11 protein-coding genes and 1 tRNA gene are annotated in these 19,893 nt (G+C 69.9%); 6 read left to right on the top strand and 6 right to left on the bottom strand.

Annotation, left to right across the window (positions count from 1 at the left end):
* Positions 1 to 4 precede the first annotated feature (4 nt).
* The gene (locus AC1DWP_RS10735) at positions 5 to 475 is read right to left on the bottom strand and encodes a hypothetical protein (RefSeq protein ID WP_477614447.1); all 471 of its coding nucleotides are present in this window, start codon (positions 473 to 475) and stop codon (positions 5 to 7) included.
* Between the two features lie 171 nt (positions 476 to 646).
* Between AC1DWP_RS10735 and AC1DWP_RS10730 the strand changes: the two genes are divergently transcribed.
* From AC1DWP_RS10730 to AC1DWP_RS10715, 4 genes are all read left to right on the top strand, one after another.
* A complete protein-coding gene (locus AC1DWP_RS10730) occupies positions 647 to 1,381 on the top strand; it encodes a response regulator transcription factor (RefSeq protein WP_477614446.1) in 735 nt (244 codons plus the stop codon).
* Positions 1,378 to 2,844 (top strand): sensor histidine kinase, encoded by a 1,467-nt coding sequence (locus tag AC1DWP_RS10725; RefSeq protein WP_477614445.1) that lies wholly within the window; start codon positions 1,378 to 1,380, stop codon positions 2,842 to 2,844. The genes AC1DWP_RS10730 and AC1DWP_RS10725 overlap by 4 nt, the downstream gene beginning before the upstream one ends.
* Before the next feature lie 249 nt (positions 2,845 to 3,093).
* Positions 3,094 to 5,154, top strand: coding sequence for an ArnT family glycosyltransferase (locus AC1DWP_RS10720; protein ID WP_477614444.1), 2,061 nt, complete (start codon positions 3,094 to 3,096; stop codon positions 5,152 to 5,154).
* An 11-nt stretch (positions 5,155 to 5,165) separates the two neighbouring features.
* Positions 5,166 to 6,473 (top strand): bifunctional glycosyltransferase family 2/GtrA family protein, encoded by a 1,308-nt coding sequence (locus tag AC1DWP_RS10715; protein ID WP_477614443.1) that lies wholly within the window; start codon positions 5,166 to 5,168, stop codon positions 6,471 to 6,473.
* Here AC1DWP_RS10715 and AC1DWP_RS10710 read toward each other — a convergent pair.
* The gene (locus tag AC1DWP_RS10710; RefSeq protein WP_477614442.1) at positions 6,368 to 6,868 is read right to left on the bottom strand and encodes a hypothetical protein; all 501 of its coding nucleotides are present in this window, start codon (positions 6,866 to 6,868) and stop codon (positions 6,368 to 6,370) included. The genes AC1DWP_RS10715 and AC1DWP_RS10710 overlap by 106 nt on opposite strands.
* A 223-nt stretch (positions 6,869 to 7,091) precedes the next feature.
* Between AC1DWP_RS10710 and AC1DWP_RS10705 the strand changes: the two genes are divergently transcribed.
* Positions 7,092 to 7,184 (top strand) — tRNA-Ser (locus AC1DWP_RS10705).
* A 62-nt stretch (positions 7,185 to 7,246) separates the two neighbouring features.
* Here the strand turns inward: AC1DWP_RS10705 and AC1DWP_RS10700 are convergent.
* A complete protein-coding gene (locus AC1DWP_RS10700; protein ID WP_477614441.1) occupies positions 7,247 to 8,836 on the bottom strand; it encodes an LCP family protein in 1,590 nt (529 codons plus the stop codon).
* A gap of 190 nt (positions 8,837 to 9,026) precedes the next feature.
* Here AC1DWP_RS10700 and AC1DWP_RS10695 point away from each other — a divergent pair, with 190 nt between their 5' ends.
* Positions 9,027 to 10,949 carry a penicillin-binding transpeptidase domain-containing protein gene (locus tag AC1DWP_RS10695; RefSeq protein ID WP_477614440.1) on the top strand — a complete coding sequence of 641 codons (1,923 nt, stop codon included), beginning with the start codon at positions 9,027 to 9,029 and terminating at the stop codon, positions 10,947 to 10,949.
* A 99-nt stretch (positions 10,950 to 11,048) separates the two neighbouring features.
* On the opposite strand, the gene AC1DWP_RS10690 is transcribed toward AC1DWP_RS10695, so the two are convergent.
* From AC1DWP_RS10690 to folP, 3 genes are all read right to left on the bottom strand, one after another.
* Entirely contained in the window at positions 11,049 to 11,252 is a 204-nt protein-coding gene (locus AC1DWP_RS10690; protein WP_056915917.1) for a cold-shock protein, read from the bottom strand.
* 362 nt (positions 11,253 to 11,614) lie between these two features.
* Positions 11,615 to 18,499 carry an OmpL47-type beta-barrel domain-containing protein gene (locus AC1DWP_RS10685; protein ID WP_477614439.1) on the bottom strand — a complete coding sequence of 2,295 codons (6,885 nt, stop codon included), beginning with the start codon at positions 18,497 to 18,499 and terminating at the stop codon, positions 11,615 to 11,617.
* Between the two features lie 369 nt (positions 18,500 to 18,868).
* On the bottom strand, positions 18,869 to 19,786 hold the full coding sequence (gene folP, locus AC1DWP_RS10680; RefSeq protein ID WP_477614438.1) for a dihydropteroate synthase: 918 nt from the start codon (positions 19,784 to 19,786) through the stop codon (positions 18,869 to 18,871).
* Positions 19,787 to 19,893: the final 107 nt, after the last annotated feature.

Here is a 19,893-nt window from a genome sequence, read left to right as displayed (position 1 = left end):
CGGGTCAGGTCGTGCCGGCGTTCGGGTCGGCCGGAGCCTGCTGGAGCTGGCTCCCGGGGAGCTGCGACGAGCCGCCCGGCGCCTGCTGCAGGGTCCCGGGGGCCTGCTGCCCGAACCCGCGGCCACCCTGACCCGGCTGGCCGAAGCCGGGTCGCTGGCCGCCACCCGGGCCGAAGCCGCCCTGCTGGACCTGACCGCCGCCCAGCGAGGTGCCCGGCGGCACGGCGGCGGCAGCGGCCGCCGCCCCCATCGACGAGATGCCGATGGCGAGGGCAGCGGCGATCGCCGTCTTGCGGCCGGTCCACGTAGGCGGGTTGAGCGCCGGCGCCGTGTCCGGCGCGAGCGTGACCGACGCGGCCGTATCCGCTGCGCTGGGAGGTGCAGTCGGCGCGGGAGCCGGCCGCGCGGCATACGGGATTGTCTGGGTCTGGGCCCACGGGAGCTCGGTGGTGTCGTCCGTGCGCGGGGTCGTCATCGGGTCTCCGAACGTCGAGGAGTGAGGTGGTCGACTCCGAGACTTCGCCGGTCGGCTGTGGCGATCCTGTGGGTCGCATGTCGAAGGACTGAGCATCCGCCACAGAGGGCTCACAGGATTCGCACAGGAATTACGAGGGCACCGCACATGGTTCCGGTGTTTCCTATTGGCATGAACACCAAGCAGTCCGCCTCAGCCAAGCTCCAGCGTCTCGACGGCTCCCCCGTCCGCGTTCTCGTCGTCGACGACGAGAACAACCTGACCGAGCTGCTGAGCATGGCGCTGCGCTACGAGGGCTGGGAGGTCCGCACTGCGGCCACCGGCGTCGCGGCCGTGCGGGCTGCTCGTGAGTTCCAGCCCGACGCGGTGGCCCTCGACATGATGCTGCCGGACTTCGACGGTCTCGAGGTGCTGCGCAGGATGCGCGGCGACAACCCCAACGTGCCGGTGCTCTTCCTCACCGCGAAGGACGCGGTCGAGGACAGGGTGGCAGGGCTGACCGCCGGCGGCGACGACTACGTGACAAAGCCGTTCAGCCTCGAAGAGGTCGTCGCTCGCCTGCGCGCCCTCATGCGGCGCACCGCCGTCGTGACCGACGACGCCGCTTCGGTCCTGGCCGTCGGCGACCTCACCATGGACGAGGACAGCCACGAGGTGATGCGGGCGGGAGAGCAGATCAACCTCACCGCAACGGAGTTCGAGCTGCTGCGATACCTCATGCGCAACCCCAAGCGGGTGCTGTCCAAGGCCCAGATCCTCGACCGGGTCTGGAACTACGACTTCGGCGGCCAGGCCAACGTCGTCGAGCTCTACATCTCCTACCTGCGCAAGAAGGTCGACGCCGGTCGAGAGCCGATGATCCACACGATGCGCGGCGTCGGATACGTCCTCAAGCCCGCGACATGAGCCCCGCCGCTGCCGTCGGTGCGGCCCGGTCACACCTCAACCCGGCCACCTGGACGCTCAGCCGCAAGCTGATCGCCACGGTCGTCGGGCTGTTCCTCGCCATCACTGTGGTCACGTCCTCCCTGACGGTGCTGCTGCTGCACGACTTCCTCGTCGGGCGCCTCGACCAGGACCTCCAGTCGACCCTCATCCGGGCCGGCGGACCCCGGTCCAACGACGACCACGGGCCGGGCCCCGGAGGCGCGGGCGGTCCCCTCCCCGGCGGGGGTGGCCAGTCCCTCGTCCTCGTGATCCGCAACGGCGCTGTCACCGTCAACCGGGTCGAGCACGACGAGACCACCGGCACGCTCACCGACGCGCAGGTCAGCTCGCTGCAGGCAGCCGGGATCGGCACCACCCCCAAGACCGTCGAGATCGAGGGGCTGGGCGCCTATCGCGTGGCCTCCGCTCGTGAGGCCGACGGCGACACGGTCATCTCGGGCCTGCCCACGGGTGGTGTCACCGAGACCATCAACAAGGTGGTCACCCTGATGGTGGGTGGCACGATCGTCGGATTCGTCCTCGTGACGGCCGGCGGCCTGTGGCTCGTGCGCCGCAACCTCGCGCCGTTGCAACGGGTGGCGCACACCGCGACCCAGGTGTCCAACCTCAAGCTCGACTCCGGTGCTGTCGCCCTGGCCGAACGCATCCCCGCAGCCGACACCGACCCCCACACCGAGGTGGGACAGGTGGGGCTCGCCCTCAACAACATGCTCGACAACGTCGAGGGGGCCCTCCGGTCCCGCCACGAGAGCGAGCAGCGCGTGCGGCAGTTCGTCGCCGACGCCTCGCACGAGCTGCGGACGCCGCTGGCGTCCATCCGGGGGTATGCCGAGCTGTCCCGTCGCGAGCGCGAGCCGGTGCCCGCGTCGGTCACCCACGCGTTGTCGCGGGTCGAGTCCGAGGCTCTGCGGATGCAGGGGCTGGTCGAGGACCTGCTGCTGCTGGCCCGGCTCGACGCGGGTCGGCCGCTCGACCGCGAACCGGTCGACCTGTCACTGCTCGCGATGGACGCGGTCAGCGATGCGCACGCGGCCTCACCGGACCACCGCTGGGAGCTGGACCTGCCCGACCAACCCGTCGAGGTGACCGGCGACCACGCGCGGCTCCACCAGGTCGTCGCCAACCTGCTGGCCAACGCCCGCACCCACACGCCAGCCGGCACGCGGGTCGTGACGTCGATCAAGCCGGATGGTCCGTGGATTCGGGTGAGCGTCTCGGACGACGGCCCCGGCGTGCCGAAGTCGTTGCAGGGCAACGTCTTCAACCGGTTTACCCGAGGTGACGACTCCCGCAACCGAGCCGCGGGTTCCACCGGGCTCGGCCTGTCGATCGTCGATGCCGTCGCGAAATCGCACGGAGGCAACGTGGAGCTCTCCTCCTCTCCGGGCGACACGACCTTCACGGTCCTGCTCCCCGCCTGACCCTCCCGCCTGACCCTTCCGGCGGGCTCGTCCACTCTGGGGCCCGACCACGCGGCATACCCTCGTGCGCCGGAAACCCGGGCGAGTGGCCGAAACTTCGGCGCCCCCTCCCCTGGTGCGCGGCGGAAACCCGGGCGAGTGGCCGAAAGTTCGTCGCCCACCCCAACGTCCACGCGCCGTCGCGATGCTCATCACCCGGGCTCAGGAGTGGCACAGGAACCGCACAGCGCGCCCCCCGACCGTAGGGACATGGACACGATGACCCTCCACCCCGACACGGTCGATGCGACCGGCGCGGCCGGCACCACCCGCGTGCCGCGCACCACGACTCCGGTGCAGGCGGATCCCGCCGCGCCCACGACGCCCAGCCGGATCCAGCGCCTCTGGCGTGGTCCGGAGGGCGACCCGACCTGGGCGCGGCCCGCACTGCTCGGCCTGCTGCTCGCCACGGCCGTCTTCTACTTCTACAACCTGACCTCGAGCGGCTACGCGAACTCCTTCTACTCCGCCGCGGTCCAGGCCGGCAGCGACAGCTGGAAGGCCTTCTTCTTCGGCTCCTCCGACGCCGGCAACTCGATCACCGTGGACAAGCCGCCCGCATCACTGTGGGCGATGGCCCTGTCGGTGCGGCTGTTCGGGCTGAGCTCGTTCAGCATCCTCATGCCCGAGGTGCTGATGGGCGTCGCGACCGTGGGTGTGGTCCACGCGACCGTCAAGCGTCACTTCGGAGCAGCAGCCGGTCTGATCGGCGGGGCCGTGATGGCGCTGACGCCGGTGGCCGTCCTGATGTTCCGGTTCAACAACCCCGACGCACTGCTCGTGCTGCTCATGGCCCTCGGCGCCTGGGCGACGATGAAGTCGATCGAGCAGGGCTCGGCCAGATGGTTCGCGATCGTGGGGGTCTTGATCGGCCTCGGTTTCCTCACCAAGGCGCTCCAGGTGCTGCTGGTCGTGCCTGCCTTCGGCCTCGCCTACGTCCTGTTCGCCGACACGACCCTGCGCAGGAGGATCACCGGCGCGCTCGTCGGCACCGCCGCCATGGTGCTGTCCGCCGGCTGGTGGGTCGCGATCGTCGAGCTGGTCCCGGCCAGCTTGCGCCCCTACATCGGCGGCTCGCAGGACAACTCGTTCCTCTCCGTCACCTTCGGCTACAACGGACTCGGCCGGATCAGCGGCAACGAGACCGGCTCCGTCGGTGGCGGGAACGGTTGGGGCGCAACGGGTCTCGGACGCATGTTCAGCTCGAGCATCGGTGGCCAGATCTCCTGGCTGATCCCCTCGGCCCTGATCCTCCTCGCCGTGGGTCTCTTCCTGCGGGGCCGTGCGCCGCGCACGGACGCCCGCCGCGCGGCATACGTGGTCTGGGGTGGCTGGCTGCTCGTCACCATGGTGACGTTCTCGCTGATGGCCGGCATCTTCCACGAGTACTACACGGTCGCCCTCGCGCCCGCCATCGCCGCCCTGGTGGGCATGGGCGCGGCCGAGGCCTGGGAGCACCGCTCCAAGGCCATCGGCTCGATCACGCTCTCGGCTGCCACGGCGGCCGCGGCCACTTGGTCGTTCGTCCTCCTCTCGCGGACCGACTGGCAGAACTGGCTGCGCGTCGGCGTCCTCGTCCTCGGTCTGGCCAGCGCCCTCCTGCTCCTGGCGATCACCCAGCTGCACCGGCGCTTCGTGCCCGCCGTCGTCGCCGGCGCCCTCGTGGCTGCGCTGGCGGGGCCCGCTGCCTACAGCGTCCAGACCGTCAGCACGGCCCACTCCGGCTCGATCGTGACCGCGGGACCTGCCACGGCAGGTGGTGGTCCCGGCGGTGGCGGTATGCCGGGTGGTGCCCGCGGCTTCACCGGCGCCCCGGGCGGCACGCGAACCGGCGGCGGGATCGGCGGTCTGCTCAACGCCTCCACCCCGAACACGGAGGTGGTGTCGGCTCTGTCGGCCGATGCGTCGAGCTACCGCTGGGTGGCCGCCGCGATCGGGTCGCAGAACGCCGCCGGGCTGCAGCTCGGGACCGGGCTACCGGTCATGGCCATCGGTGGGTTCAACGGCAGCGACCCCAGCCCGACGCTGGCACAGTTCCAGCAGTACGTCGCCGACGGTGACATCCACTATTTTGCCGCCGGCGGGAACGGCGGCGGCGCTGGCGGACCCGGCGGTGGGATGGGCGGCTCGGGGACCGGCTCGCAGATCTCGGAATGGGTCGCGGCCACCTTCACCCAGGTCACGATCAGCGGGTCGACGTTCTACGACCTGACGCAGCCGCTGTCGACCTCCACCGGCACCTCGGGCTCCACCACGACCCAGACCACCTGAGGAGCGCCGCGATGAGCACCCCCGTCCTCGACGTCGTCATCCCCGTCCACAACGAGCAGCACACGGTCGCAGCCAGCGTCCGGCGGCTGCACCAGCACCTGGTCGAGACCTTTCCCTATCCGTTCCGTGTCACGGTGGCCGACAACGCCAGCACCGACGCGACGGCCGCCGTCGCGTCGGGGTTGGTGGCCGAGCTGGCCGGCGTGGCGCTGGTGCGGCTGCCCGAGAAGGGCCGGGGCAGGGCGCTGAAGCAGGTCTGGTCAGCCTCGGACGCGCCGATCCTCGCCTACATGGACGTCGACCTCTCCACCGATCTCGACGCCTTGTGGCCGCTCGTGGCGCCGCTCATGTCGGGCCACTCGGACGTCGCCATCGGTTCGCGACTGGCCCGCGGCGCCCGGGTCGTCCGTGGGGCCAGGCGCGAGGTCATCTCGCGCTGCTACAACCTGGTCCTGCGGGGCGCCCTGGGTGCCCGGTTCACCGACGCGCAGTGCGGCTTCAAGGCGATCCGGGCAGACGTCGCCGCCGAGCTGCTGCCGATGGTCGAGGACCACACCTGGTTCTTCGACACCGAGCTGCTCGTCCTGGCCCAGCGTTGCGGCCTGAGGATCCACGAGGTGCCGGTCGACTGGTTCGACGACCCGGACTCGCGGGTCGACGTGGTCGCCACCGCGCTGGACGACCTGCGCGGAGTCGTCCGGGTCCGCCGCGCGCTGGCCTCTGGTCGGCTCCCCGTCGACGACGTCGCCGCTCGCATCGGGCGGCGAGCTCCGGGGCACGTGGGCACGTGGCACCAGCTGACGCGGTTCGCCACCGTCGGGGTCGCGTCCACGGTCGTGCACCTCGGTCTGTTCGCCGCGCTCGCGCCGGCCGTGGGATCGACCCAGGCGGCCAACCTGGTGGCGCTGCTCGTCGCGACCGTCGCCAACACGGCACTGAACCGCCGCTGGACCTTCGGGGTACAGGGCGCCGGTGTGGTGAGGAACCAGCTGCAGGGTCTGTCGATCTTCGCGCTCACCTGGCTGCTGACCGCGGGGGCCCTGGCGATGCTGCACGCCGTCGTCGCCGCGCCCAGCACCACCGCGGCGACCGTCGTCGTCGCGAGCGCCACGGCAGCCTCGACTGCCCTGCGTTTCGTGGCCATGCGCACCTGGATGTTTCCGCACGGGTCATCCCGTGGAGCCCAGCACGGCCGGTCCCGCTCCGGAGTCCCTCAGTACTCCGCCACGATGAACGCGCCCGCGTCGTCCTCGAACACGACCACACCCGTCCAGTCCCAGCCGTCCACCGAACCGTGGCAGACGGTGACCAGTCCCTGACCCACCTGGGAGCGCACGGGGCACTCGAGCTCGTCGACGGATCCTCCGTCGTCCTCGATGACGCGCCCGAGCGCCTCCTGGAGGGCGACGTCGGTCACCCCCTTGTCGATCGGCGTCACCTGGCCGGACAGCACCCAGGTCCCCGACCCGCCGGGTCCGAAGAACAGGAACGCGGCCATGGCCAGAACGCTCAGCAACGCCAGCCCACTGAGCACGATGGCGGTGATGGCCAGGCCGTTGCGCTGTCGCGGGGCGGGGGTGAACGCCTGGGGCGCCCACGCCTGGCCGTGCGCGGCATACGCGTCCTGCGGCGCGGCCTGACCCGGAGCGGGCGCCGCGAATGGTCCCTGCCCGGCAGGCGGCTGTGGCCCCGGCGGGGCGAACGGGTTGGACATCCACGCTGCTTGATAGCGGTCGGCCCACAGGATCGCGCACGCGCGGGTCTCCCGTACGGCAAACGGCCCACCGCCGCCCGAACTGTGGCCCACGGCATACCTCGCCACGACCGCCGGTGATCGGATCAGCCGGGGTATGCCGCGTGGGCGGGCGAGCCACTTTGCTCCGGTCCGAGCCGTGCGGATACTCTGTGCGGGCTCGGCTGCGACAGCCGTCGAGCGTGGAGGCGTCGCCTAGTCCGGTCTATGGCGCCGCACTGCTAATGCGGTTTGGGTTTATCGCCCATCGAGGGTTCAAATCCCTCCGCCTCCGCCACGACGAAGAAGGACCCGACCAGCTTTCGGTCGGGTCCTTCTCGCGTGACTGGAGGCAGCGGGTCAGGTGCAGATGTCCTGGGCCGCGGTGCGGGCCTTCACGGTCTCGGTGGAGGTTGGCGGGGTCGCGGTGACGGTCTCCTTGGGCAGGGGCTTGGTGCCCAGCCGGTTCGGGATCTCCACCGCCTTCGGCGAGCCGGTGCCCATGCTCAGCTCGATGGTCGAACCCAGCAGGGCGTCCTCGCGGATCTCGGCGCCGGGGTAGACCGCCGCGACCGTGCGGGCCGCCTCCTTCATGTTCGGGCCGTAGCGGACCACGACACCCTCCGTGGGGGCCCCGGTGCCGCTGAGGTACGACGCGACGGTGAAGCCCTGCACCTCGAGCTCGGTGGATGCCTGCTTGGCCAGGCCGGCCACGCCCGAGTTGTTGGTGACCCGCACCTTGATGTCGCCGGGGCTCACGGTCAGGGCCGGCTCGGTGGTCGGCGACGCGGTCGCCGTGGAGGTGGACGACGGCACCTTCGTGCCCGGGAGCGGCTCGTCCTTGCGGATCGCCTTCCAGATGGTCTCGGCCCCGGGGGACCACTGGACGCGGTTGGGGTCGGGCGCATACGCCTCGGTGGGGAGCTTCACGAACCGGATCTGGTCAGTGCCGATCCTGGAGACGCTTCCGGCGATGTCCTTCATCTCCCCGACATCGAGGCCCTGGTCGGTGGTCATCGCGGAGGTCGTGGCATTGAGGAAGCGGAACAGCTTGTCCGGGCGCAGCAGCAGCGAGGACTTGGTGGCTTCCTGGATCACCGACGACAGGAAGGCCTGCTGGCGGTCGATCCGGCCGAGGTCGGATCCGTCGCCGATGTTGTGACGCAACCGGACGTAGGCGAGGGCGTTCTTGCCGTTGACCCTGCTCCTGCCTGCCGGGAGGTTGAGGTGGCTCTGGCGGTCATTGACGGCTTCGGGCAGGCAGACGGTGACCCCGCCGAGGGCGTTGACCATGTCCTGGAACCCGCGGAAGTCGATCTCCACGAAGTGGTCGACGAAGATGCCGGTCAGCCCCTCGAACGTGCGGATGGTGCAGGCAGGGCCACCCAGGGTGAAGTTCTGGTTCCACTGCCGGACGACGCCGTCCTGCACCTTGTCGGCCTTGTTCTTGCAGTCCCGCGGTGCCTTCGTCATCGAGTCGCGGGGGATCGACACGACGATCGCCGACTTCCGGTCCGCGGACAGGTGGACGACGAGGTTGGTGTCGGAGCGGCTCCCCTCCATGCCGTACTCCGTCTGCCCCTTGCCGAGGTCGGTGCCCTCCCGGCTGTCGGAACCCATCACGAAGATGTTGAGCGGCGCCAGGTTGGTCTGGGCGTCCGTCGTGGCCTCCTGCTTCGGACGATCGCCCAGCGCGCTGCTGATGTCGAGCCGCGTGATGTTGCCGTTGAGCTTGACGTAGGCCGCGATGCCGAGGACCAGGGCCACCACCAGCACCCCCGCCACGCCGTAGGTGGCGCGTCGTACCCAGGGGTGGCGGTGGGTCTTGCCGGCGTGGCGGTCGGACCGACGCTGGGACGACCTGCTGTGCTGCTGCGTGCCGTCCCCCGTGGCACCCGTGCCCTGGCCGGACGCGTCGTCCGGCGCAGAGCCGTTGGTGGGCTCGCTCACGTGTACCTCTCTGTTTCCGAAAAGCCACGCCGTGCAGGTGGCTCGGGCGACGAATCGCCTCCGTGAGTGTAAGGGCGCATCCTGAGTGTTCGGTCAGGTCCGCCTCCTCCTCCCGACGCCGCAGGCAGCCTGCTGGTTGGCTGCGGACGACAAATGGGACGAACCTTCCGACGTGGGGTTGGATGGGCGCATGACGAGAAGAGCAGTGGTGGGGGGAGTCGTCGCCGCCGTCCTGGTCGCCGGAGCAGCCGGCGCGGGGTTGTGGTGGCGGCACGCTGAGCAGGAGAAGGCACTCGATGCCGCTGCCCGGGCCGAGGTGGCAGCGTTCGCCACGTCGTGGGCAGGACGCTCGTTCACCAAGCCCGGGACCCTGTTCACCGGCACCACCAGCGACGTCGTCCAGGCGGACTTCGCCAGGGCCACGGCGGGGCTGGGCCCCGGTCCGGTGAAGGTCACCGCGGACGCGGTGCGCCGCACGGGTGACCGGGCCACGGCCACCGCGCACGTCGCCTGGACCCTGCCCGGGGGCGTGGCCTGGTCGTACGACGTCCCCGTGACCGCCCAGCGCGCCGAGACGAACGCGAGCCGCTGGGCGATCACCCTCCCCAAGGACCACTCGCAGTGGCACCCCGACCTCAAGACGGGCGCCACCCTGACCGCCACCCGCACCTGGGGCGACCGGGGCACCCTGCTCAACCGTGACGGCGGCGCCCTCACGCCGATCGGCAAGGTCTACCCGGTGCAGATCGACCCCTCCCGGGCCACCGCTGCCACCGTCAGCCAGCTGGAGAAGGTGGTGGACGAACCTGCCGGCTCGCTCGTGGCCAAGCTCGCCGCAGCCACCAAGGCCGGGAGCAAGGCGCCCATCCCGGTCATCACCTACCGGCAGGCCGACTTCGACGAGCGCAAGGGAGCGCTCGATGCCATCAAGGGCGTGATCTACCCGGCCCGCGAACAACCGCTGGCCAAGTCGCGCACGTTCGCCCAGCCGCTGCTCGGGTCCTTCGGCGCCGTCAGCGCCGAGCTCATCGCCAAGAGCAAGGGCCGGTATGCCGCGGGCGACTACGCCGGGGTGAGTGGCCTCCAGGGGCAGTACGACAGGGTTCTCGGGGGCACGGCCGGGGTCCAGGTCACCTCCAGTGCGGCGCCGGACACCCCGTTGTTCGCCAAGGACGCGGTCGCCGGCAAGGACGTGACCACGACGCTGTCGCCCCGCGTCCAGGATGCCGCCGAGACCGCGCTGAAGGCCACGGGTGCCGTGCCGTCCGCCCTCGTGGCGGTCGACGTCAAGACCGGTGACGTGCTTGCTTCGGCGAACTCACCCGCCCTCGGCTTCGACCGCGCGATGACCGGCCACTACCCGCCCGGGTCGGCCTTCAAGATCGCGACGACCTACGCGCTGCTCAGCTCGGGCACGGTCACACCGACCACGGCCGTCACCTGCCCGAAGAACGTCGTCGTCGACGGGCGGACCTACAAGAACTTCGAGGGCGAGTCGCTCGGCACCCCGGACTTCACCACGGACTTCGCCCACTCGTGCAACACGGCGTTCGTCCAGCTCTCGACCAAGCTCGGCGACGACGACCTCTCCAAGGCGGCGGCCGCGCTGGGGCTGACCGGCTGGGCCAAGGACCTCGGGGTGACGAACGCCTTCGACGCCAGCGCCCCCGTCAACAACGGCAAGACCGACAAGGCTGCAGCCGCGATCGGGCAGGGCCGCAACGTCACCTCACCCCTCGCCCTGGCCGTGCTCGCGGCCAACGTCGCGCGCGGCTCGGTCATTGCTCCTGCACTGGTGACCCAGCCTGCGGTGCAAGGCGCTGACCGCACGCCGAAGGCGTTGGACACCAAGGTCGTCGACCAGCTGAGGACCCTCATGGGTGAGGTGGTCAGCCAGGGCACCGCCACGCTGCTGAAGGGCACGCCGGGCGGCACGGTGCGGGGCAAGACCGGCACGGCCGAGTTCGGCCCGAAGAACCCGCCCGAGACGCACGCGTGGTTCGTCGGCTACCAGGGCGACGTCGCCTTCGCCGTGCTGGTCGAGAAGGGCAGGAGCGGCGGCAGCGTCGCCGCCCCGATCGCCAAGGACTTCCTCACGGCGCTCGCCCGCTGAGCCGCGCGAGGCGAGCACACGGCATACCGGGACGCGACGAGGCCCCCACCGCCTGCGGTGAGGGCCTCGTCGGAAGACTGTTGGTCGAGCAGTCCTCGGTCAGATCGGGCGAACGGCGTCAGCCTGGGGACCCTTGGGTCCCTGGGTGACCTCGAACTCCACGCGCTGCGCCTCGTCCAGCGAGCGGTAGCCCGAGGAGTCGATCGCCGAATAGTGGACGAACACGTCCGGGCCGCCGCCGTCCTGGGCGATGAAGCCGAAGCCCTTTTCAGCGTTGAACCACTTAACGGTTCCCTGTGCCATGGGGTAACTCTTTCTTTTGTAGCCATTGGGAATCCGCACTTTGCGAAACCCCAGGCTGCCGTACACACACCCCCACCGACGAGACATGCTCGTCCTCGGATGAGCTGCCTTCGTCGGAAAGCCTGCTTTCGTCAGAAAACAAATGCCCGCTCTGATGGTGCTAGGGCGGGCACTTCATCGAACTTGCGAGGAACTGCTTGATGCAACCGTGAGAAACGCTAGCACGCACGATGCGGATCGTGGAGGTCGAGACTGGTCAAAATTCCGGTATGTCGTGGGCTCCGGCCCCCGCGGGTCTGACCCCGCGAGGGCCGGATTCGGGGCGGCCCCGCTGCAGCCGCCCCGAGCCCCCACGCAACCCCTCAGCGCAGGGCGATGTTGACGTAGTACGTCTGCCCGTCGTCGAGGCTCACCCCGACCCTCCAGTACCAGCCCGCCTGCGACTTCTCCGTCTTCCAGTTGTACTGGTACTGCGAGGGGCTCCACGAGTACGTGCCGCCCACGCTCGGGGTGTCGGTGTAGGCCGACTCGTTGACCGCGGCGTTGGTCGCGGACCCCTTGACGGGGGTCAGCCACTTCGGCGCAGAACCGGTCTGGACGACCTGGCCGCTGGAGTTCTTGAGCTGGAACTTCATGGGGATGGTCTGCCCGGCGTTGAAGACGCTGGTCGCCACTCCGGTCTGGTGCGCCGTGTCGTTGACCGGCTGCAGGAACAGCGTGGTGCCGAACCCGTAGACCACCTGGTAGCTGACCGTCGCCGTGCCCACGTTGCCCGCCTTGTCGGTGGCTGTCGCGGTGTAGGTGAACGTGCCCACTCCGTTCGTCGTGCCGCCGGTGCGCGCCCCGCTGGCCGAGCCGTCGAGCTTGCTCGTGGCGTCGGTCGCCGAAGCCGTCGGCGTGGGCACCGCGCCCAGGGTGTAGATCGCACCGTCAGCGACCCCACCGATCGTCACCACAGGTGCCACCGTGTCGATGTTGATGCCGCTCAAGGTCGCCGACGCCGTGTTGCCCGCGTTGTCCACGGCCGTGCCCGTGACGCTGTTGGCGCCCTGGGCCGCCACCGGGGCGTCGGCCTGGCAGCTGGCGATCCCGCTCACCCCGTCGGCGCACGTGAAGTGCACGGTGACGGGAGTCCGGTACCAGCCGTTGCCGTTCGGGCTCGTCGTGGCAGCGCCGCTGATGCTCGGAGCACCCTTGTCGATGAGCACCGTGACCGTCTGGGCGGCCTCGGTGTTGCCGGCCTCGTCGACGCTCCAGTAGGCCACCTGGTGGGTGCCCTCGGTGGAGACGGTGATCTCCTTGCCGGCGTGCGATGGGCCACCGTCCAGCGCGTAGTACGTGCTGGCGACGCCCGACAGGTTGTCCGTGGCCGTGAGCTTCACCGTCACGTCCGAGTTACGCCAGCCGCTCGGAGCGGTTGCCGCGGTGGAGGGGTCGTGGCGGTCGATCTTGATCCCGCCGACGGTGACGGCCTTGGTGTTGCCGGCCTTGTCGCTGACCGACGTGCCGGTCGAGAGGTTGGCGCCCTCACCGGTCACGGTGCTGTTCGCCGGAGCGTCACCGTCGAGCCCGGAGAGCGCGTCCCCGGCAGTCCACCCCACCGTGACGTCGCCCCGGTACCAACCACTGGTGTTGGGCGCCGTCGTGGCTGCCCCGTTCAGCGTGGGGTCGGTCTTGTCGACGTTGACGCCCGTGATGGTGAACGCGCCGCTGACGTTGTCGGCACCGTCCGTGGCCGTGCCCCCGGCGCTCTGGTCCTTGCCTTCACCGAAGGTCCTGGCCGCCGGGCAGGACAGGACACCGGACAGACCCGCCTGGTCGGCGCAGGTGAACGTCGCAGTGACGTCCGACCTGTACCAGCCCTTGGCGTTGGCAGCGGCCGAGAGGCCGCCGGTGACAGTGGGCCTGGTCCTGTCGATGCTGACCGCGGCAATGTCGCTGGCCGTGTTGCCGGCGTTGTCCGTCGCCGTGCCGACGACCTCCTGGTTGAGGCCCTCCGTACCGATCCCTTGCGGGGCCGTGCAGGAGTGGAGGCCGGAGCCGCTGTCGCTGCAGTGGAAGGTCACCGTGACGACGCCGTTGTTCCAGCCGCGCAGGTTGGCCGCCGGCGCCTGCGTGTGGGTGATCCCCGGAGCGGTCTTGTCGATCTTCACCTCGAGGTTCTTCTGCGCCTCGACGTTGCCGGCGAAGTCGACACTCCACACCTGGAGCGTGTGCACGCCCTCGGTGTCGATCGTCACGCTGGTGCCGTGCGCCGCGGCGTCGCTGTCGAGCTGGTAGTACGTCTGCGCCACCCCGGAGAGGCTGTCGTCCGCCTCCAGGGAGACCGTCACGGCCGAGCTGCTCCAGTCCGAGACGTCGGACACCGTGGTGACCGGTGCGGTCTGGTCGATCTTGACCGGGTCGGTCTCCGCCGAGGTCTCGTTGCCAGCCAGGTCGCGCACTGACGCACTGGCCGTCAGTGTCCTCCCCTCGCCACTGATCGTGGCGTCGGCGGGCGCAGAGCCGTCGAGGCCGGAGAGGGCGTCGGCGGCGGTCCACTTCACCGTCACGTCGCCCCGGTACCAGCCAGCCCCGTTCGGGCCAGTGGTCGGCGCGCCGCTCAGCGTCGGAGCCGTCTTGTCGACGTTGATCGGTGCCACGGTGACGTCGTCGCTGTTTCCGGCGGTGTCGGTGGCCGTGCCCTTGGCAGACTGCGCCTTGCCTTCGCCCAGCGTGACGGGCGGGCTGCAGGCCGCGACCCCGGAGAGCGCGTCGTCGCAGCTGAAGCTGACGGTGACGTTCCCGGCATACCAGTGGTTGGTGTTGGGGTCGCGGTCAGGCGCACCCGTGATCGTCGGCTTCACCATGTCGATGCTGACCCTGGCGTTGTCCGTCGCGGTGTTGCCGGCGTTGTCGACCGCCGTCCCGGGCACCGCCTGGTCCTCGCCGTCGAGGCTGACCGGTGCGTCCGCGGGGCAGCTGGCGACGCCTGACAGGGCGTCGTCACACTGGTAGGCGACGGTGACCGGGGTCTTGTTCCATCCCTTGCCATTGGGCGCCGGGGTGACGGTGTGACCGATGGTGGGCTTGGTCAGGTCGATCTTGACCGTGGTGCTGTGCTGCACCTCGGTGTTGCCGGCCTGGTCCACGCTCCAGTAGCGCAGCGTGTGAGCGCCCTCGGTGGCGATGGTGAGGGTGGTGCCTTCGTGCTGTGCGCCGCCGTCGACGGTGTAGTAGGTGGCGTCCACGCCGGACAGACCGTCGTTCGGATCAAGGCTGACGGTCACGGCGGTGTTGTTCCACCCACCCGGTGCGTCGGCTCCGGTCGTCGGAGCCGTCCGGTCGATCTTGACCGTCGCACTGTCGGCCGTGGTGCTGTTGCCGGCCTTGTCGAAGACCGTCGCGGTCTCCTTCAGGACCTCACCTTCGCCGGTGATCGGGCTGTCGGCCGGCGTGGCCACGACGCCTGAGCGGTTGTCGTCGGCAGTCCAGCGGATGCTGACGTCGCCGTGGTACCAGCCGTTGACGTTGGGGGCGGTGGTCGCCGTGCCCGTCAGGGTGGGGGCGATCTCGTCGACATTGATCCCGCCGACCGTCGTGCTGTCGGAGTTGCCCGCCAGGTCCACGGCCGTCCCGGTCAGCGACTGGGCGGTGCCCTCGCCGAAGGTCTGGTCCGCCGTGACGTCAGCGATCCCCGACCCACCGACGTTGTCGGTCGCGTCGAAGTGCACCGTCACGTCGCTGTTGTTCCAGCCGTGGCTGTTGGCCGCCGGGGTGCGGTTGCCGCTGATGGTCGGGGCTGTCTTGTCCAGGTTCACCGTCGCGTGGTCCGTGGCGGTGTTGCCGGCGTTGTCCGTGGCCGTCCCGTTCACGACACGGCCGGTGACCTCCTCGGTGACGTCGACGGGCGACGTGCAGGACTTCACTCCGGACAGCCCAGGCTGGTCCGCGCAGGTGAAGGTCACGGTGACGTCCGAGTTGTTCCAGCTGTTGGCGTTGGGGACCGGTGAGAGCGTGTGCGTGATGGTCGGCGCGCTCTTGTCGATCTTCACGACGAAGTTCTTCATCGCGCCGACGTTCCCTGCACGGTCGACGGAGTAGTAGGTGACGTCGTGCGTCCCCTCTGCGCTCAGTGGCACGGTGGTACCCGTCTGGTCGTCGCCACCGTCGACGCTGAAGTGCGTCACGTCGACACCCGACAGGACGTCGTGGGACACGAGGACGACGTCCACGGAGCCGTTGACCCATCCCTGCGGGACGGTGGCGTCGCTGGTCGGCGGCGTGCTGTCGATGTTGACCGGGGCGCTGGTCGCAGAGGTCACGTTGCCTGCCTTGTCGGAGATGCTGGCAGCGGCAGTCCGGCCGATCCCCTCCGTCGAGATCACCGATGGTGCAGGGACCGGACCCGCGAGTCCGGACAGTGCGTCGTCGGCCGCCCAGGTCTGGGTGACGGGTGCGTTGTACCAGCCGTAGTCGTTGGGCGCGGCCGTCGGTGCCGCACTCAGGCTGGGCGCTGTCTTGTCCACGTTGATGCCACTCACCGTCATGGACGCGGAGTTGCCGGCGTTGTCGAGGGCGTTGCCGTCTGCGTGCTGGTCGGCACCTTCACCGAGGTGCTGCGGCCCGGTCACCGTGTCGATCCCGGAGAGGGAGTCGCTGCCGGAGAAGGAGACCGTGACGTCGTCGTCGTACCAGCCCGCGGCATTCGCGGTGCGGTCGGCCGAACCGGTGATCGTCGGAGCGGCCTTGTCGATGTTGACGGTGGCGGAGCCGGTGACGCTGTTGCCGGCGTTGTCCGTCGCCGTGCCGGTGACCAGCTGGGCCAGGCCGTCCGACGTCACCGTCTTCGGCGCCGTGCAGTCCTTGAGGCCGGACAGCTCGGTCTGGTCCTCGCAGGCGAAGCTCACGACCACGTCGGTGTTGTTCCAGCCGTTGCCGTTCCGGGCCGGGGACTGGCTGGGGGTGATGCTCGGCGAGGACAGGTCGATCCTGAGCGTGAAGCTCTGGGCGTCCTCGGTGTTGCCGGCGTTGTCGACCGACCAGTACCTCACGGTGTGGACGCCTTCGGCTCCGACAGTCACCGTGCTGCCCTGGGTGCCGGTCACAGCACCGTCGACGGCGTAGTAGGTGCTGTCGATGTCCGACAGGTTGTCAGTCGCGTGCAGGCCGACCGTGACGGGGGCGTTGACCCAGCCGCCGGGGACTCCGGTGGCCGAGGTCGAGGGCTTGCTCCGGTCGATCTTGATGCCATCCACCGTCGCCGTTGCCGTGTGGCCGGCCTTGTCGGTGACGCTGGCGCTGGCCGACCGGTCGGAACCCTCCCCGGTGACCACCGAGTCCGCCGGACACGCCACGACTCCCGACAGGTTGTCGTCGCAGGTCCAGTGGACCGTGACGTCGCCGCTGAACCAGCCGTTGCCGTTGGGAGCGCTGATGACGGTGCCGGTGATGGTGGGCGCGGTCTTGTCGACGTTGATCGTCGGCGTGGTCACCGAGGCACTGTTGCCCGCCGCATCGGTGGCCGTGGCCGTGTCGGACTGGTTGGCGCCCTCACCGAAGGTGTGCGCCGTGTCCTGGGTCTTGACGCCCGACAGCGCGTCTCCAGCGGTGTAGGTCGCGGTGACGTCGTCGCCGTACCAGCCGTTCGCATTCGGTGCCGGCAGCGGGTCGACCGTGATGACCGGCTTGGTCTTGTCGATGCTCACCGTTGCCGGGTCACTGGCGGTGTTGCCCGCGTTGTCGCGCACCGTGCCGGTCACCGACTGGGCCAGGCCCTCGGTGCTCACCGTCTGCGGGCCAGTGCAGGTCGCCACGCCGGACAACGCGTCCGAGCAGCTGAAGGTCACGGTGACGCTGGTCTTGTTCCAGCCGTCCGCGTTGGCGGCGGGCGACTGGGTGTGCCCGATGGTGGGCGACGTCTTGTCGATGCCGAACGACACGGTGTGCGGTGCCTCGACGTTGCCGGCCAGGTCGGTGCTCCAGAACGTCAGGGTGTGGTTGCCCTCCGCGGTGACCGGAACGCTGGTGCCGACGGTCTGGGTGCCACCGTCGAGCTGGTAGAAGGTCTTGTCGACACCCGACAGCCCGTCGTTGGGAACCAGCGTGAGGGTGACGTCGTTCTTGTTCCACGCCGGTGGGGCAGTCACGGTCGTGTTGGGAGCTGTGCGGTCGATCTTGACCGCGGGCGTGCTCTGCACCGAGCCGCTCGTGTTCCCCGCCCTGTCGGTGACGCTGGCCGTCGCGGTCAGCCCCGTGCCCTCCCCGCCGATGGTGCTGTTGGCAGGGGCAGTCGTACCGGACAGGGCGTCGGAGGCGGACCAGGCGACGGTGACGTCGCTCCGGTACCAGCCCGCGCCGTTGGCGCTGGTCGTCGGTGCACCTGACAGCGTCGGCGCCACCTTGTCGATGTTCACACCGTTGACCGTCGCGCTCGACGAGTTGTCGGCATTGTCGACGGCGGTGCCGGTGACCGACTGGTTCGCCGCACTGGTCGTCAGGGTGGTCGGGCCGCTCGTCGACTTGATGCCCGAGGTCGCGTCGCTGCCCGTGAACGACACGGTGACGTCGGTGTTGTTCCAACCATTGGCGTTGGCAGCGGGCGTGCGCGCGCCGACGATCGTCGGAGCCGTCTTGTCGAGCCTGATGGTGACCGGCGCACTGGTGGCGCTGTTGCCGACGTTGTCGGTCACGGTCGTCGTCCGGGTGACGACGCCGTCAGTGGAGACGGTGTCGCTCGACGGCACCAGCGAGGCGACGCCGGACCCTCCCGCATCGGCGGCGGTCCAGGTGAGGCTCACGTTGGTCTTGTTCCACCCGGCACCGTTGGGCAGAGGGGTCAGCGTGGCGGTGGCAGTCGGAGCGGTGTTGTCGAGGGTGTAGCTGGCGGACTGGATGCCGAAGGTCTCCCCGCCGTTGGCAGTGCACTTCCCGTTGCCGTTGACGCCCTTCCACGCCTTGGTCGTGAAGGAGACCACGCCGGAACCGCTGCCGGCTGTCAGCCAGGTGTACGTGGGGCCGTTGAACACCCACAGGGTCTTCGGGTTCTTGTCCGAGGACTGGGTCGCGATGGTGGCGCCCGCGGCGTTGATGACATCGACGCACTCGGTGTTCGCGTCGGTGTTCACCGTGAGCGTCAGGGCAGCGCCCTGCTTGGCATAGACCGTGCCACCCGAGGTGTAGGTGCCGGCCCCTCCGGTGAAGACCGCAGTCGTCACCGAGGCCGCCCATGCGACGGGCGAGACGCCCGCCAGCACCAGTGCTGTCACCCCCGCGACAGCCACTACACGACCACGACGCCCCGTCGCGCGGAATCGCACAGAGAATTGACCAACCATCACGCACACCCCTGAGAACGCAGAACAAACCCCTTGGCGAAGAACTCGCAGGTCACGGACGGTATGGCCGCTACCAACGGTTACGCGGGAGATTGGGCGAAAGATCCTAAAGTCCTAGGGACTTGCTGACCGTTCGGCTGATGCACAAAACGGGCACGTGACAGCAGTGATGGGCCCTGACTGCGTTCGTGGGTGCTGAACACGGCCCGTCGCTGGCATCAGAATGTCCGCTTCGCTCAGCGTTGCGTTGCCTGTGACGTCGTCCACAGTCCTCTCGATGAGGACCGGAGACCGTGGTTGCTACAGCCCGCGGACGGCGCGGACCGGAGGGCGGTCCCCGCGGATGGTGGCGACCATGTCGACGACCCGCCGGGTGGCGCGCACGTCGTGGGCGCGGAACACCGTGGCACCCAGCCAGGCCGCGATCGCCGTCGAGGCGAGCGTCCCCTCGAGCCGGTCGTCGGCCTCGAGTCCGAGGGACTCACCGACGAAGTCCTTGCGCGACAGCGCCTGCAGGATGGGGAAGCCGAGCGCCGCCACGTCGGCGGTGTGCCGCAGCACCTCCAGCGAGTGGACAGTGGTCTTGCCGAAGTCCAGCGTCGGGTCGATGAGGATGCGGTCCTCGGGTATGCCGGCCTGCCGGGCCGCGCGCGCACCGTCGGCCAGCGTGCGCAGCACGTCGCGGACGACGTCGAGGGGGTGGGGTCCGTAGGTCACCTTCACCGGATCGGTGCGCGGCGGGAGACCGCCGGTGTGGGAGCAGACGACACCTGCGCCGATGCGGGCGGCGACCTGGACGAGCTCGGGGTCGTGGCCGGCCCAGGTGTCGTTGACCAGGTCCAGGCCGTGGCGTCCGGCCTCGGCGGCCACCTCCGATCGCCAGGTGTCGAGGCTGAGGGCGAGGTCGGGATAGGTCGCGCGGGCGTGCGCGAGGAAGGGGATGACCCGCTCCATCTCCTCCTCGGGGCCGACGACCTCCCCCTCCTGCCCGGCGCGGACACCACCAACGTCGACGATGTCGGCGCCCGCGGAGACCGCGGCCTCGAGGGCCCGCTTCGCCGACTCGAGGTCGGCGTGGCGGTTGCCGGCGAAGAAGGAGTCGTTGGTGCGGTTGATGATTCCCATCACCGCGGGGGTGGACGCGTCGAAGGTCCGACCTCGCAGCCGCAGGGGCGGGGTGCGTGGCAGATCGAGGGGATGCGGCTCCGGGAGGCTCACCGCGCCATCCTGTCACCCCCAACCAACGGTGGTTGCCGGCCGGGAACCATCCGTGCGGACCATGCGACCTGGGTCAAAGTACTCAGGCGCCTGCGCCCCAGTCGGGT

This window comes from Pedococcus sp. P2_F6, assembly GCF_056403675.1.
The sequence above is the reverse complement of the archived record's forward strand: the minus strand, read 5'-3'. Positions and strand labels throughout refer to the sequence as shown.